This is a genomic window from Microvirga calopogonii, assembly GCF_003347665.1.
Classification (GTDB): Bacteria; Pseudomonadota; Alphaproteobacteria; order Rhizobiales; family Beijerinckiaceae; genus Microvirga; species Microvirga calopogonii.
Window position 1 is genome coordinate 1 of sequence record NZ_QDGA01000130.1, and the last position, 12,291, is coordinate 12,291.

The window sequence follows — 12,291 nt, forward strand, 5'->3', positions numbered from 1 at the left end:
TTATAACATTTCGCATTTTTACCTGGAGGTGTTCTCTAATTCCTCAGATAGAGCAGATGTTTAGACCTGATTGACATGTCATCCATGGGCCATGCGATCGAGGTGCCACCGCCATGCTCGCTGTCAAGAACAGGCCTGCGGCCGGCCGCCTCCGGCGGGGCCCTGCGGGCCTTCTTGACCGCTCCGCGTGCCGGTGACGTTCGGCTACCATGCCATGACGGCTCCGCCCGTCATGGCTCATGACGATCCATAACGTGTCAACCGGCTGCGCACCTCGAGAAGTTCGGTCACGGCGCGCTGATGCCGGCTGCGCCATTCCTCCGCTTCGCCGAGCGCGCGCTCATAGCGGCGATCCAGCTCCATTTTCTGCTGGCGGACCTCGGCCAGCTCCGATTCCAGCCGCTTGATCTTGTGGCGCAGCGCCACCTCGATCGTTGCGGCACGGCCCGCCGAGCGCGCCCGGATGTCCTCGCCGTCGACCGTCACACGCTGCTGAAGCGCTGTCGTACGCAGTTGCTGGATCACCTCCTTGAACTGGCGGTAAAGGTACTCGCGGCTGACGTTGGCGCGCTCGGCCACGGTCTTGAACGAGATGACCTCACCGTTCCGTCGCATGGCGCCCAGGATCTCCTCGACCGCACGCCGCTTGGTCACACTCCGCTGCCGCGCCGCTGCAAGCAGCCCGCTGGTATTTTCGAGCCCGGCCACTGTAGCTTCCCTCCGCCCTGATCGTCTTGATGATGGTCTTGACGTTCGCAAGCCCCTGCTGGGTCCGCTCCATCCGCTTGCGACCGATGTCAGCCATGCGCCGGTGGCCGTCCTGATCGAAGCCTTCCACCTCGCCTTTGAGGCGGGTGAGACTGGCAGCCATGGTGCGCATTTCTCTCTCGAAGAACGGCAGTTGCCCGATATCGGCGCGGAAGTACGAACACGTGAAGCAGGCTCCGTTGTGTTCGCACCATTCGCCGATCTGGCCCGGGAGCGAGCAGAGGCCGCCAGGGACGTCAACCGCCAGGGAGGCGTCCTTGCGCAGCGCCAGTTCGGCGACCTTGTCGTCGACCTCGCCCTTGATGGAGATGAACTTGCCGCCCCCCTTCTCGAGGACGGCTTTCTTCTTCAGCTTCAGACGCTGGTTGACGTAGATCAGGCTCATGTCGGCCGAGGCATGGCCCAGTTCCATCTGGATCATCATGATGTCGTAACCGGCCAGCGCCAGCTCGGTGCCGTAAAAATGGCGCAGGTCATGCCAACCGAACTTGTAGATGCCGCCGTCCTTGTCACGAATGCCCTGGCGAATGATCCACTTCGCAATCACGTCCCGGGTGTGCCCAGGACTGAGATGGACCTCGGCATCGCCGAGCCTATGGGGGAACAGGTATTGTGTCTCGCGGCGCCATGCCCTCCGGACGTCGTCCTGCTGCTCCTGGATGGTCTGGATGACCAGAGCATGGGCGGCATCGTTCTTGTGCAGCGGCTTGGTGTTCCAGCGCTTGACCTTGGACTGATAGAAGGTCAGCAGCATGAAGTCGGCATCGTCCGGATCCGGTGCCAGGCAGTCGAACGCAAGGGCATGCAGGTCGATGGACCGCATGCCCGTGTAGCGGGCGATGATCAGAAGGCGTCTGCAGACAACCGGCAGGGAGTCGAACCTCAGGAAGATCTGCTCAATGACCTCCTCGGGCACCATCGCGTCTTCGAGATTGCGCTCATATTCATGCGTTCGGGGATGATAGCTGCGAACTCTGCGAACGTTTCTCTTATCGAAGACAAGGCGGCGCCAGCGGTATTCCGGGAGGTAGGCGCAGGCCCACTGAAGCATGTTGAGGGGATCCGTATACCAGTTCTGTCCGGTGAACCCCTTGTCGTTGCCCCACGACAGGAACGTATGCTCGATGAACTCCTGTGTGATGTGTTCGGGGCGAGGTGAGGGATGAATGCCGTACAGGCATACTTCGATCAGCCCGAGCGAACCAATGTAGGATGGAAGAGAGCGCGGAGAGAGCTCCTTGTGCTCGATTTTGTTGAGAACGTAGCGCCGCGCCACGTGGCGCAGCCACGGAAGTTGAATGCGGAAGAAGCTGAGATAGGGTGCTTTGGACGTCGTCACCGGAACGTCATCTGCAGGATAAACATCCTCCAGGAGCACCAAGTCTCTGGCCTCCACCGGCTTGGCTCTCTCGCGCAAGAGGATGAGGGTGAACACCAAGACGTTGGCCACGGCGCTGGCCACGGGCCCGTAGGCTGTCTCATGGATTGTGGCGTCCCGGCGCCATTTGCGCTTCGTGGGACGAGCCGAGTAGTCCCGCGCTGCCAGCCACTGCTCGAACAGGCTGCGAAGGGGCGTGCTGCCGCGCCCTGACCCGCTCTCGATGGGGTGCCCGAAGTCGATCAGGTGGTGGGCCGCATGTGTTTGACTGGATGCAAGGTCAGCACAGAAGGGGATCAACTGGACCACTCTCGTGTACCAGCGATAGTGCCGGCTCTGTGGGCGTGCCAGACGCCAGGCAAAAAACGCCTTGAGCTCCGTCTTGTAGAATTCCGGCACGGCGGCGAAGTCGAAGCCGATCCCACCCAGCAACGCATCGGGCAGCGTTTGACCGCGCTGTCGCACGATCGACGCAGGGCGGCCTTTTCTGCCCCGTCCTCCATGGGTGTTGCTCTCGACGCGGCCACTCTTGGGCTCGATCTCCTGGGCATCGCGGAGGATTTGAGCGTGCCGCGCCTCGCCATAACTGTCCGGCGCGTATAACGCGGATCCGGCATCGATCCCGAAGCATTCCCGAAGCGTATGGAAGCCCCACAGGTCTCGTTCGAGCAGGGTAGGGTGCAGGTCGGTCAGAAAGGCCCGCAGGCTCCCAAGATACGCGACGTCCGGGTCGCAGCTTCGGGTGAGCTTCAGAGCCATTTGAGCTTCTCCTCCGTCAGGCCGATACGCCGCAAGTCATTCAGGCGCTCTTCGACCTCCGTGTGGTTCTTGAGCTGCAGCTTCTTGTACTCGGCATTGAACAGGTGCTTGTAAATGGCATTGGTCGTCTGCGGGCTGGCATGCCCGAGGCGGTCGGCGACATCGAGCAGGCTATAGCCTTGAGCGATCGCCTCGCTGGCATGGGTATGGCGGAACATGTGCCAGGTGAACGCAATGCCAGCGTTCCGGACCAGACGCTTTTGAATGTCGTAGACGTTGCTCTCGGTCAGTCCGCGGCCGATTTGCGCCTTGGCGATGTTGCAGAACACATAGTTCGTGCCGGTCTCGAAGGCCGGAAGGTATTCGTCGCTGGCGATATAGTCCTCGTACATCGTCATCACGAAGTCGAGCACCGGGATCGGCCGCGCCTTGGCGTATTTGACGCGCGCTTTGTTCTCGTGAAGGCGCTGCGTGACCCAGATGACGTTCTCCTCCAACCGGAAGTCCTCGTGCAGCAGGCCCCGCGCCTCGCCGATCCGGATGCCGGTCGTGTACAGGAGGACCACCAGGAAGGCGTCGCGCATGAGGCTGGCCGCCTCGATGATCCTCAGGACCTGCTCCGGCGTCAGCCGGTGGTCGACGGCCCGCTTGGCGGAGGCCGCCTTGGCCTTGTGGTCCGACCGGCTTTCGGTGTAGCGCCGCGCCTTCCGCTGCATGATATGGGCCAGGAAAGGCTTGTAGGCGTCGGGATGATGCGTCCGGGGCCGCTCGCCGGCATCAAAGATCAGTGCGGCGTGGCGCAGGTCCAGAAAGGTGTAGAAGGCCTTGATCGCAAACAGGATCTGGTTGTGCAGGCTGGCGGAAACGTCCACGGGTTCCGGGCGCAGCGGGATGATGTTGAGGGCGGTCTTCAGATCCAGGATCGAGCCATGGCGGATCACCGCGGGAATGAAGCGGTCGAGGTCCAAGGGTGCGATCTCCCGGAAGCTCTTGCCTATGGTGGCAAGATAGTTGCCGAGCCGGACCACATGCCGGGCATAGTGGGCAACGGTACTCGGCGCGTGATGGCGCGCCTCCAGGGAGATGACGAACTCACGGATCTCGGTGACGATGGCATCGCCGTCATAGGCGGTCCAGATGATGTGGCCGCTCGGGAGGACGATGCGCTGCAGGTGCATGGGCCGTCATCCGCGTCGTTGACACCTGATGGTACGACTGTCAGGGACCGGCGCCAAGCCCTCAAAGGGGTAGGTCGATCACGTCAGTGACATGACCAAGCGACCTATAGGGAATCGCATAACAGGTATTTTGACAAGAAGTCTGTGAGCGAGCTGAAGGATGGCAGCACAAAGGTGCTCCTTGTGCTCCGGGAACTCAGCCGGTTGCATCGTCCTCAATCGTGATCTCGTCAAGCCGGGCTTCGCTCTGCGCCAGAGGGATTACTCTCCCTCCCATCGCGGGAGCGCTGGTATCTCAGCTTTCCGGCTTTCGCATTCCAGTTCTCTGTTCAGTTATGGCTCGGGCTTGCTTTCTGGTTCCTGCACCACCTGCAACTTCGGCCGCGACTTTGGCTCCAGAGTGTCATAGATATCCCGCAGCCAGATGGACGAGTTTACTTCGGGAAGATCAACGGATTGCTCGAGGTCATCGTATTTCTCGATGGTCCAGAGGCCATGCACATCGCGTCGATAGACTTTCACCGAGATAACATCCGGCTCCACAAGCATGATGACCTGGATGTCGTCATGGGCCTGATACTCATCGATCCTATCCGTCAGGTCTATGGCCAAGGTGCCGGGTGAGGACACCTCCACGACGACCGTGGGCCGTGCCGCTTCCTCCGCTGACGGGTCAGGCGGGCCGCAATCGACGATGACATCCGGGTATCGGACCCCGTATTGCCCGGTTCTGACCGCCGTATCGCTCGATGTTGTGCGGCAACCCTTCGTCGTTGCCGACGGAGCCAGTGCTACCACGATATTGGTAGTCGCCACGTTGTGGCTCTGCCTGGCTCCTGCCATCGTGCGAACAGGTATGCCATCGACGAGTTCATACGGCTCGGATTGCCTCTCGATCCAATCGAAAAACTCGTCGGCAGTCATCAACCGATGCTCAGGTATCTCCACAGAAGAACTCCAGCGTCGCGGCTGCGCCTCCCTTATATCACCGTCTCGTTGGTGAGCACATCGTGCGAGTTTCCAAGGGGCAAAAGCCTTCTGCACAAGGCTCCAAGCGGGCAGCAAATGCTTGCAGTAAAGTTATTTGAGTTGCTTGATCCGGGTGCTCGTCATTGGCAGCTCGAACATAGCACCCCCTTCTACGCGTTCAGCCAGAATCTCCATATCCTTCCAAAGGGCAAGAATGCGCTCTGCCTGCTTCGTCAGAGGGGATTTGGTTGATCCGGCTGACAGAAAGAAGCCGATGAGGCGGGAGCTGCGAAAGGCATTGTACTTGGACTTGTTTCGCGTGATTGGAACTGGCTGACATACGCTTGCATCATCGTGTCCGCCCTGTCCTCCGGACATAGGCGTTGGCAAGTCGGGCCCACGGCAACGGTCGCAAAGCGCTAGTAACCCTGTCCGACAGAATGGCTGGCAATGTGTCGGGCATGGATCGGCCCTTCTATTGGGTGTGCCGTTCCGCACGGCTCTTGAGCCCCGAAACTGTCACGGTACGCTCGCCTACTGCGTCCCCTGATGGAGCCGAACCATGCGCGCGATCGTCGCCCTCCTCTGTCTGTTCTCCGGCGCTCCGGATGATGATGCGGCGGAGAGTGTCGGCAGAGCGCAGGAACCCAAGGTCGAAAGGTACCGGGCGCTACTCACCGAGCTCGCTTCCTCAGGAACAGCCCTGCAGACCAAGGCTCCGATCGACTTGCCTGCAGGCTTGAAGGAAGCCATCGAGACCTGGACGGGCCAATGAGCTGCGGCATCGTGGACTGGTGCGGGCGGAGGGACTCGACCCCCCACAGCTTGCGCCGCTGGAACCTAAATCCAGTGCGTCTCCCAATTCCGCCACGCCGGCACGTGGTGGGCCCGCCTGGACCCGAACCGGGAACCAGACCGTTATGAGCGGCCGGCTCTCACCATTGAGCGACAGGCCCACGCCTCCCGAACTGTGCCGCATTCACGCATGGCTGGCCATGTCAGGAAAGGCACACCGGCACGGAACTCATGAAGACCCAGACCTTTAGGAGATCAGGTCCCTGTCACTGAGTATCCCATGCCTGAGATCCCCGAGCCCTCTCCTCGCGACCGAACCACGCTCTTCAAGCTGCGGGCGCAGCAATGCCGCTATGTTGTCTCGGACGAATCCGAGGCAATCTTCTGCGGTGCCCCCACCGATGACGGATCCAGCTGGTGCCCTTGGCATCGACAGCTGGTCTACACCAAGCCAGCTGGTGGTATGAGGACTGGGCGTGGGTTCGTTCTGCGAGTCCTCGTTAGAGCAGGCCAAGGAGAACTAGCGGAACGACCAGCAACTGTGAAATCAATGGGGACCAGCCTTGCTGCGAATAGGCTCATCAACCAAGGCCTTGGCTTCCGCGATAGCGACCTCACCGGCACCCTTGTCCCAGCTGTGCGGTGTCTCTTTGAAGGCGAGACTGCTGCCCGGCTCATAGATGAAGACCCGCCATCCGGGTCCGCACGACCAGACAGTGGCACTTGCTTGCGCCGCGCTGGAAGCCTATCGTCTCCGCCGGCCGCAAGGTCGTACGAGCCAGTGTTTCGTCTCCACGACCATGCGGGCCCGGCAGCTTCAAGCCGAGCCAGTCGGTCCTTGAGCTGGTACAGGTGAAGCGCCTTCTGCTTTGGAGGGTGTTCATCGGCAGCGCCCCGATCTGCCCGCCCGGCGAAGGGAGTGACCGCCTTGAACATGCCAAAGCTCACAACCCTCGTGGCTGCAGTTCTCTTTCCTGTCTCAGTGCCGTGGATGGCGAGCGCCCAAGTCCCTGACCCAATCGCCGCTCCTGGTGAGACGCTCATCGCAATGCTTCACGCCGAGGGTGCCCAAATCTACGACTGCAAGCTCGACTCGGAAGGAAAGCTCGTGTGGCAGTTTCGCGAACCGATTGCAACCTTGCTCATGGATGGCAAGACGGTCGGTTGGCACTATGCCGGTCCAAGTTGGGAATTGGGTGATGGCAGCAAGGTTGTCGGCAGAGTGGTTGCGAGGGCTCCGGGCACGACGCCCCAAGACATTCCATGGCTGAAGCTCGAGGCAGTGTCGCAAGCCGGAGCCGGCAGACTCACCGGCGCGACGACAATCCAACGGCTCAACACGAAAGGCGGCGTTGCCGCGGGGGCGTGTGAGGCGGTCGGAGCGCTCCTGAGCGTGCCCTACTCCGCAGACTACGTGTTTCTGAAGAACCGCAGTTGATCCTTGGCCAAGGTGGCACCGTCAACTTGACTAAATCACAGCCATATTGGACTGCCCGCCCCGACCTAAGGCGTTGAAAATGCTGTGCCTCGCTCCCGCCAAACGGTCAGCATGAGCAAGTAGAAGCGCTCTTATGACCGTCATTCCGGGACGTCAGCATAGGATTTTGTCGCCGATTGCGAGTCGGCGCAAGATCCAGCGACCTGACGGGTGTGCCGCGGCTCCTGATCGGACGACGATTGATCAAGCTCTCATCCGCGGATTGGCGACCGCATTACCCAGTGTTCGTCGTGGGCCTTCCTCAGTCTAAGCTTCGAGCATCAGCGCGAAGGCTTGCGCGAGCGTATATCGAGGGCTTCCCATCGCTCCAGGGCGCCACGGCACGCCGGTCAGGTCGGTGATCAGTCCATGCGCTCAATCCCTCCTGTGCGGCCGGGCAGATGCGTGCGGGAAGCGGCTTACGCTCCCTGAGTTCGCGTGACAGGTGCAAGTGGGACGCGCCGGGCAATGTCCCACACGAACCCGGCCAGTTCGCGCGCAATCGCCGTGGTCACCTTGGGCAACGGCTTGCCGGCGGCCATCAAACGCCGGAAGCGTTGGCAGAGCCGAACCTGGGCCCGCCAGGCCACCGCTCGGATCTCGGCTGGGAGCCCTTCCACCCGGGCGCGGTATCGCACCGCCTCGCGGGCCGGCAAGCGGTAGGACCAGCCCGCCTCGATCAGCATGCTGCGGGCATGCCCGTTGCCGCTCTTGGTGATGCCACCCCGGCGCCGGCGGGTGCTGCTCGACCGTTCCGACGGCACCAGTCCAAGCCAGCTCATCAGTTGCTTGGGCGTCTCGAAGCGGCTCAGGTCGCCGATCTCGGCCACCAGCGTGGCAGCAACCACCAAACCCACCCCGCGCAAAGCCTGAACGAGAGGGGCGAGGGACCAGCCAGCCACGGCCTCGGCCAGCGCTAGGTCGAGCCGGTCGCAGCGCGCCTGAGCCTCTTCGATCCGCCGGATACCTTCGCCAAAGACGAGTTGGTGATGCGGGGAGGCAAAGGCTTGCTGCCCGAGCCAGCGCCAGTGCGCCTGGCTCCAGGTCGAGCGTCCCGGAAAGCGCCGGTCCTGGCGCAACAGAAAGCTTAACAGCGTCAGCTTGGCCGCCGTGAGATCGTCCTTGGCCTGCCGGCGGGCACGCACGAGATCGCGCACCGCCTCGTGACCCTCGTCGGGAACCCACACGGCTGTGAGCTCCCCGGCCCGCAACAGACGCGCCAAGGTCAGGGCGTCGCGCCGATCGGTCTTGATGCGCTCGCCTGGGCGGCGCGGCATCATGGAAGGAGCAATCACCAGGCACTCCGCCCCGAGTTTGGTGAGTTGCCGGTGCACACCATAACCACAGGCGCCCGCTTCGTAGCAGAACGACAATCTGACGCCGGGACCAGACAGGCGGCTGACGAGCCGGCGGATTGCCTCAGGAGTGTTTGGGATCGTGCCGTAGAAGCGCACTTCACCCTTGTGCCCTTCGTCCGCGACAGCAACCGCAATGCTGTCCTTGTGTACATCGAGGCCAATGAACTTGATCATCATGGTCAGTCTCCAGGTTGGCAGCGTCAGTCGCGTCGCTGCTCCGTCCCGGAGTATCGCGCACTTCCGTGCGCGTGACGGTCATAGGGCTAAGTTGACGGTGCTCTGCGCGTGCTGCGGGAGTTACTGGGTCATGCAGAGGTGGACGCTTTCGATCAGCTGATCGCGCAAGCTCAAGAACCGCTGCCATCGTACGAGTTTATCCTCACCGACAGTTTCATTGAACTCATTGAGGAAAGCCTGGCACGGGGCTGGATCTATTCAGCCGCCTTGCAGGAGCTGATTGCCGCTATGGATCCGCGGCTGGCCGGCTTTGCCGTCGACGAATTGGCGCAGATCTTCGACTTCGAGGAGGTGCAGGTCTGGGCCAATGCCACCCGATCGATGCCCACGCGGTCGCACGGCGCCGTTGCCATCCGCAATGCCGCCTTTCTGCTCATCCAGCTCAAGGCGATGGGCTTTCAGGTTGACGATGCGCCGCTCAGCTCTCGAATGAGGCCGTTGCTGGCCAGCAAGAAGGTCCTCGTCGGTCGGGAGTTCTATGTCTTCTGGCAGCAGGAGCTTGAGGCCAAGCGGGAGGTGTTTGTTCTCTACACCGCGCCTTCGCCGCAGAACGCGAGAACCCAAGAGGTGATCCTGCCTCCGGGGCACACCATGCGGATCATCTTTGATGACAAGCGCGCGATCGGCGTCGAGGTGAGGTCGCCCCTATCGACGGAAATCGGTCCGGTTTAGCGCTGGCCGATCTGACGGGGATCGACCAGAGGCTGCCGGAGCGCGCACGTGCTGATAAAGAGCGGACATCGCTGTGGGGCGAGCCTGCTCTTTCGAAGCATCAGGGTATTGCCGAGAGACCAATCCCTGTGAATCCCGTGGAGAACGGGGACAAGCAGGAGAATCGTCACCAACCCTTGCTCGCAAAGGCCCAGAACTCGTTCTCAACTCTATGAACCGAAACCTAAGCAGGTCCGGAGGCGCAGAAGCAAGGTGGTGCGCCATCACTTTCCCCACGCGGCCGGGAGGTGATCCTGGACCTCCCTGGCCGTCCGCTGACGAGAGGAGAAGGCCATGAGCCCGTCGTCACCATGGACGCTGTTCCTCGCCCGACCCGGACGAGAGCGGCAGCACGTCATCCGGGATCGGCACGGCGAGCCCCGGCTCCTCTTTGGCGAAGATGACGGCACGCGGATCAATGATCGTCTCGCCCGGTACCTTGTCGAGAGCCTGAATGCGGGTATCTATCCGGAAGACCCGAACCCGGACGAGGGCTGGTTCCTGGACAGCCCGGGAGACCACGACGAGCAGGATCCGGCCGTTCTCATCTGCGATCCAGATTTTGAAACAAGGCTCGAGATCCTCGGCACGGGCAATCTCAAACAGGATCAGGCGCTGGGCCGACGAGTGACAGCGCTCATCAACACCTATTTCCTCCAAGAGGACAGTTCACATTCAAGCGTATCCTCTTCCAGCTCTCGGACAGAAAGGGAGACATCCAAGTCCAGACTCTGAGCGCTTTGGGACCAATCGCGCTGGTGTGCGATCAGCCAAGCGCTCTGCTCAATTCCGGCACCACAGACTGTGTATCAGGCTACTCGCCGATGATCAGCCGCCGGTGTTTTAAGGGTCTTAGGCTGATCTTTGCGTCCACGCCTGGGTGACAACCGCGCGATAAGATCAAACGGTTGAGCGGTTGCTCGCCTGACGTCGTGCTTCGATGCCAACGTCAACCATGGCAATGGCGGTGCGGGCATCTTGGCGAAAGGCTTCTTTCAATCGCTCAGGCTCTCCGTCCCAGCCCCGCGCTTCGTCTTGGAGCGCATAGAAGGCTTTGGCGATACATTCGACCTCATCGTCCATGAGAGCCTCCCAAAGGTCTCATCTAGCAGCCAGCACGCTAAGATGATCGATCCGGCATGGTTAAGGACTGCTTAAACGCCCGCATCCGTGAGCTTGGTAACTTCCTGGGACCGTTCCGCCTAAGGTCAAACAATGTCGGCGAGCGCGCCCCTCTCCGAGAGTTAATCCGCGTGCGTTGACAGGATCATACCCTAGATTTCTACGTCATTCAGGGAAGCGCTCTAAAATCAGGTTCGAATGTCCCTTTGCCTGGATGGGGGTCATGTCACACGAGCGGAAAACCCGTGGATCCATCGGCTCGAGCACCTGCATGCACTGCGGGAGCGCTTTCTGGCAGCCCGCCGGTACGACTGAGCCTACGAGACCTACCTGATCATTCGGCTATTCGGATTTGGGTGTGGAGGGGTCGCTAGAGGTTTTGATGCAAAGGTCATTTTTCCGCCAACAGCGCCTGACCGAGAGTTGGCAATGGCATCACCTCAATGTCATCCTTCAGAGGAAAAGATTCGGCTCCTGGATAGACAACGATGCGGCGTTCGGGTTTGAGATCCTCACAGGCGTGATGGAAACCCTTCTCTACCTTCGGTGCCAGACTACGCTTGATCTCAATGGCCCATGAGTGACGACCGGGCAAGGTGAGGAGTAGGTCAATTTCCGCGCCTGCGGATGTCCGGTAGAAGTTTGCCTGTGTGTCGGAAGGGGCGGCGGCGATCAGGGATTCGATGACAAAGCCCTCCCAACTGGCTCCAGCTACAGGGTGACCCAACACGTCATCCTGCGTTGCAAGTCCAAGCAGGGTATGTGTGATGCCGCTATCGCGGACATAGACGCGCGGGGACTTGACGAGGCGTTTGCCGACGTTGGCATGCCAGGGTTCCAGTCGCCGCACGAGCAGCAGGTCGACCAGCAGGTCGAGGTAGGACGCCACGGTCTTTCCGTCCACGCCAAGTGCACGTGCGAATTCGGCGGCATTGAGGAGTCCGGACTGATGATGTGCCAGCATGGTCCAGAAGCGACGCAAGGTCTCGGCCGGAATGCGAGGCCCCAGCAGGGGGATATCGCGTTCCAGGTAGGTTCGGATGAAATCCTGTCGCCACCGTTGGCTGATACGATCACTGGTGGCCAGATAGCTGTCCGGGAAGCCACCACGCAGCCACAATCGGTTCAAGTCTGAAGCCGGAACCTCCAATCCATCGATCGGGTGCATTTCGAGATAGGCGATCCGCCCGGCTAAGCTTTCGCCCGACTGCTTCAGGAGATCGAGTGACGCGGATCCGAGGAGCAGGAAGCGGCCCGTCCGCCGCCCCTTGCGGCGACCGCGGTCGATCAGACCGCGCAAGTTCTGAAACAGATCCGGTAGCCGCTGGACTTCGTCAAGAATGACAAGCTTGTCTTCATGGCCGGCGAGATAGAGTTCTGGTTCTGACAGCCTGGCGCGATCAGCATCGGATTCCAGGTCGAGATAGATCGACGGACGGTGCTCCCCGATGGTCAGAGCCAGTGTCGTTTTGCCGACCTGCCGCGGGCCCAGGAGGGCGACGGCAGGATAGCTGTCGAGCAATTCGTTCAGCTCGGCGG

General features: G+C 61.2%; 12 protein-coding genes and 2 tRNA genes. 4 read left to right on the plus strand and 10 right to left on the minus strand.

Annotated elements, in window-relative coordinates; genetic code table 11:
- Window positions 1-237 precede the first annotated feature (237 nt).
- From DDF70_RS32710 to DDF70_RS32725, 4 genes are all read right to left on the minus strand, one after another.
- The gene (locus DDF70_RS32710) at window positions 238-654 is read right to left on the minus strand and encodes a DUF6262 family protein (RefSeq protein WP_162820372.1); all 417 of its coding nucleotides are present in this window, start codon (window positions 652-654) and stop codon (window positions 238-240) included.
- Window positions 599-2,905 (minus strand): tyrosine-type recombinase/integrase, encoded by a 2,307-nt coding sequence (locus DDF70_RS32715; RefSeq protein WP_114945247.1) that lies wholly within the window; start codon window positions 2,903-2,905, stop codon window positions 599-601. The genes DDF70_RS32710 and DDF70_RS32715 overlap by 56 nt, the downstream gene beginning before the upstream one ends.
- Entirely contained in the window at window positions 2,896-4,083 is a 1,188-nt protein-coding gene (locus tag DDF70_RS32720) for a tyrosine-type recombinase/integrase (protein WP_114945246.1), read from the minus strand. The genes DDF70_RS32715 and DDF70_RS32720 overlap by 10 nt, the downstream gene beginning before the upstream one ends.
- A gap of 333 nt (window positions 4,084-4,416) precedes the next feature.
- A complete protein-coding gene (locus DDF70_RS32725) occupies window positions 4,417-5,007 on the minus strand; it encodes a Uma2 family endonuclease (RefSeq protein WP_114948779.1) in 591 nt (196 codons plus the stop codon).
- A gap of 607 nt (window positions 5,008-5,614) precedes the next feature.
- Here DDF70_RS32725 and DDF70_RS32735 point away from each other — a divergent pair.
- The gene (locus DDF70_RS32735; protein ID WP_114948780.1) at window positions 5,615-5,827 is read left to right on the plus strand and encodes a hypothetical protein; all 213 of its coding nucleotides are present in this window, start codon (window positions 5,615-5,617) and stop codon (window positions 5,825-5,827) included.
- Window positions 5,828-5,844: 17 nt separating this feature from the next.
- On the opposite strand, the gene DDF70_RS32740 is transcribed toward DDF70_RS32735, so the two are convergent.
- Window positions 5,845-5,929, minus strand: a tRNA-Leu gene (locus DDF70_RS32740).
- Between the two features lie 3 nt (window positions 5,930-5,932).
- Window positions 5,933-6,008: transfer RNA gene (locus DDF70_RS32745), tRNA-Ile, on the minus strand.
- A 119-nt stretch (window positions 6,009-6,127) separates the two neighbouring features.
- Here DDF70_RS32745 and DDF70_RS39400 point away from each other — a divergent pair.
- Window positions 6,128-6,703: a GcrA family cell cycle regulator gene (locus tag DDF70_RS39400; protein WP_114948781.1), complete on the plus strand. Its 576-nt coding sequence runs from the start codon at window positions 6,128-6,130 to the stop codon at window positions 6,701-6,703.
- Window positions 6,704-6,781: 78 nt separating this feature from the next.
- Window positions 6,782-7,285, plus strand: coding sequence for a DUF3455 domain-containing protein (locus DDF70_RS32755; RefSeq protein ID WP_114948782.1), 504 nt, complete (start codon window positions 6,782-6,784; stop codon window positions 7,283-7,285).
- 458 nt (window positions 7,286-7,743) lie between these two features.
- On the opposite strand, the gene DDF70_RS32760 is transcribed toward DDF70_RS32755, so the two are convergent.
- Window positions 7,744-8,859, minus strand: a complete 1,116-nt coding sequence (locus DDF70_RS32760) for an IS110 family RNA-guided transposase (protein ID WP_114948783.1) — start codon at window positions 8,857-8,859, stop codon at window positions 7,744-7,746.
- A 138-nt stretch (window positions 8,860-8,997) separates the two neighbouring features.
- Between DDF70_RS32760 and DDF70_RS32765 the strand changes: the two genes are divergently transcribed.
- Window positions 8,998-9,591 (plus strand): hypothetical protein, encoded by a 594-nt coding sequence (locus tag DDF70_RS32765; RefSeq protein ID WP_114948784.1) that lies wholly within the window; start codon window positions 8,998-9,000, stop codon window positions 9,589-9,591.
- 345 nt (window positions 9,592-9,936) lie between these two features.
- On the opposite strand, the gene DDF70_RS32770 is transcribed toward DDF70_RS32765, so the two are convergent.
- From DDF70_RS32770 to DDF70_RS32780, 3 genes are all read right to left on the minus strand, one after another.
- Window positions 9,937-10,290: a hypothetical protein gene (locus DDF70_RS32770; protein ID WP_114948785.1), complete on the minus strand. Its 354-nt coding sequence runs from the start codon at window positions 10,288-10,290 to the stop codon at window positions 9,937-9,939.
- A 240-nt stretch (window positions 10,291-10,530) separates the two neighbouring features.
- Window positions 10,531-10,713 (minus strand): hypothetical protein, encoded by a 183-nt coding sequence (locus DDF70_RS32775; RefSeq protein WP_114948786.1) that lies wholly within the window; start codon window positions 10,711-10,713, stop codon window positions 10,531-10,533.
- A 430-nt stretch (window positions 10,714-11,143) separates the two neighbouring features.
- Complete coding sequence (locus DDF70_RS32780) at window positions 11,144-12,283, minus strand: ATP-binding protein (RefSeq protein ID WP_114948787.1); 1,140 nt, start codon at window positions 12,281-12,283, stop codon at window positions 11,144-11,146.
- Window positions 12,284-12,291 lie beyond the last annotated feature (8 nt).

What these genes read in the sequence shown, in the direction of transcription:
- DDF70_RS32715 (WP_114945247.1), bottom strand. Translation starts at nt 2,905, where the DNA reads ATGGCTCTGAAGCTCACCCGAAGCTGCGACCCGGACGTCGCGTATCTT.
- DDF70_RS32720 (WP_114945246.1), bottom strand. Translation starts at nt 4,083, where the DNA reads ATGCACCTGCAGCGCATCGTCCTCCCGAGCGGCCACATCATCTGGACC.
- DDF70_RS32725 (WP_114948779.1), bottom strand. Translation starts at nt 5,007, where the DNA reads ATGACTGCCGACGAGTTTTTCGATTGGATCGAGAGGCAATCCGAGCCG.
- DDF70_RS32735 (WP_114948780.1), top strand. Translation starts at nt 5,615, where the DNA reads ATGCGCGCGATCGTCGCCCTCCTCTGTCTGTTCTCCGGCGCTCCGGAT.
- DDF70_RS39400 (WP_114948781.1), top strand. Translation starts at nt 6,128, where the DNA reads ATGCCTGAGATCCCCGAGCCCTCTCCTCGCGACCGAACCACGCTCTTC.
- DDF70_RS32755 (WP_114948782.1), top strand. Translation starts at nt 6,782, where the DNA reads ATGCCAAAGCTCACAACCCTCGTGGCTGCAGTTCTCTTTCCTGTCTCA.
- DDF70_RS32760 (WP_114948783.1), bottom strand. Translation starts at nt 8,859, where the DNA reads ATGATGATCAAGTTCATTGGCCTCGATGTACACAAGGACAGCATTGCG.
- DDF70_RS32775 (WP_114948786.1), bottom strand. Translation starts at nt 10,713, where the DNA reads ATGGACGATGAGGTCGAATGTATCGCCAAAGCCTTCTATGCGCTCCAA.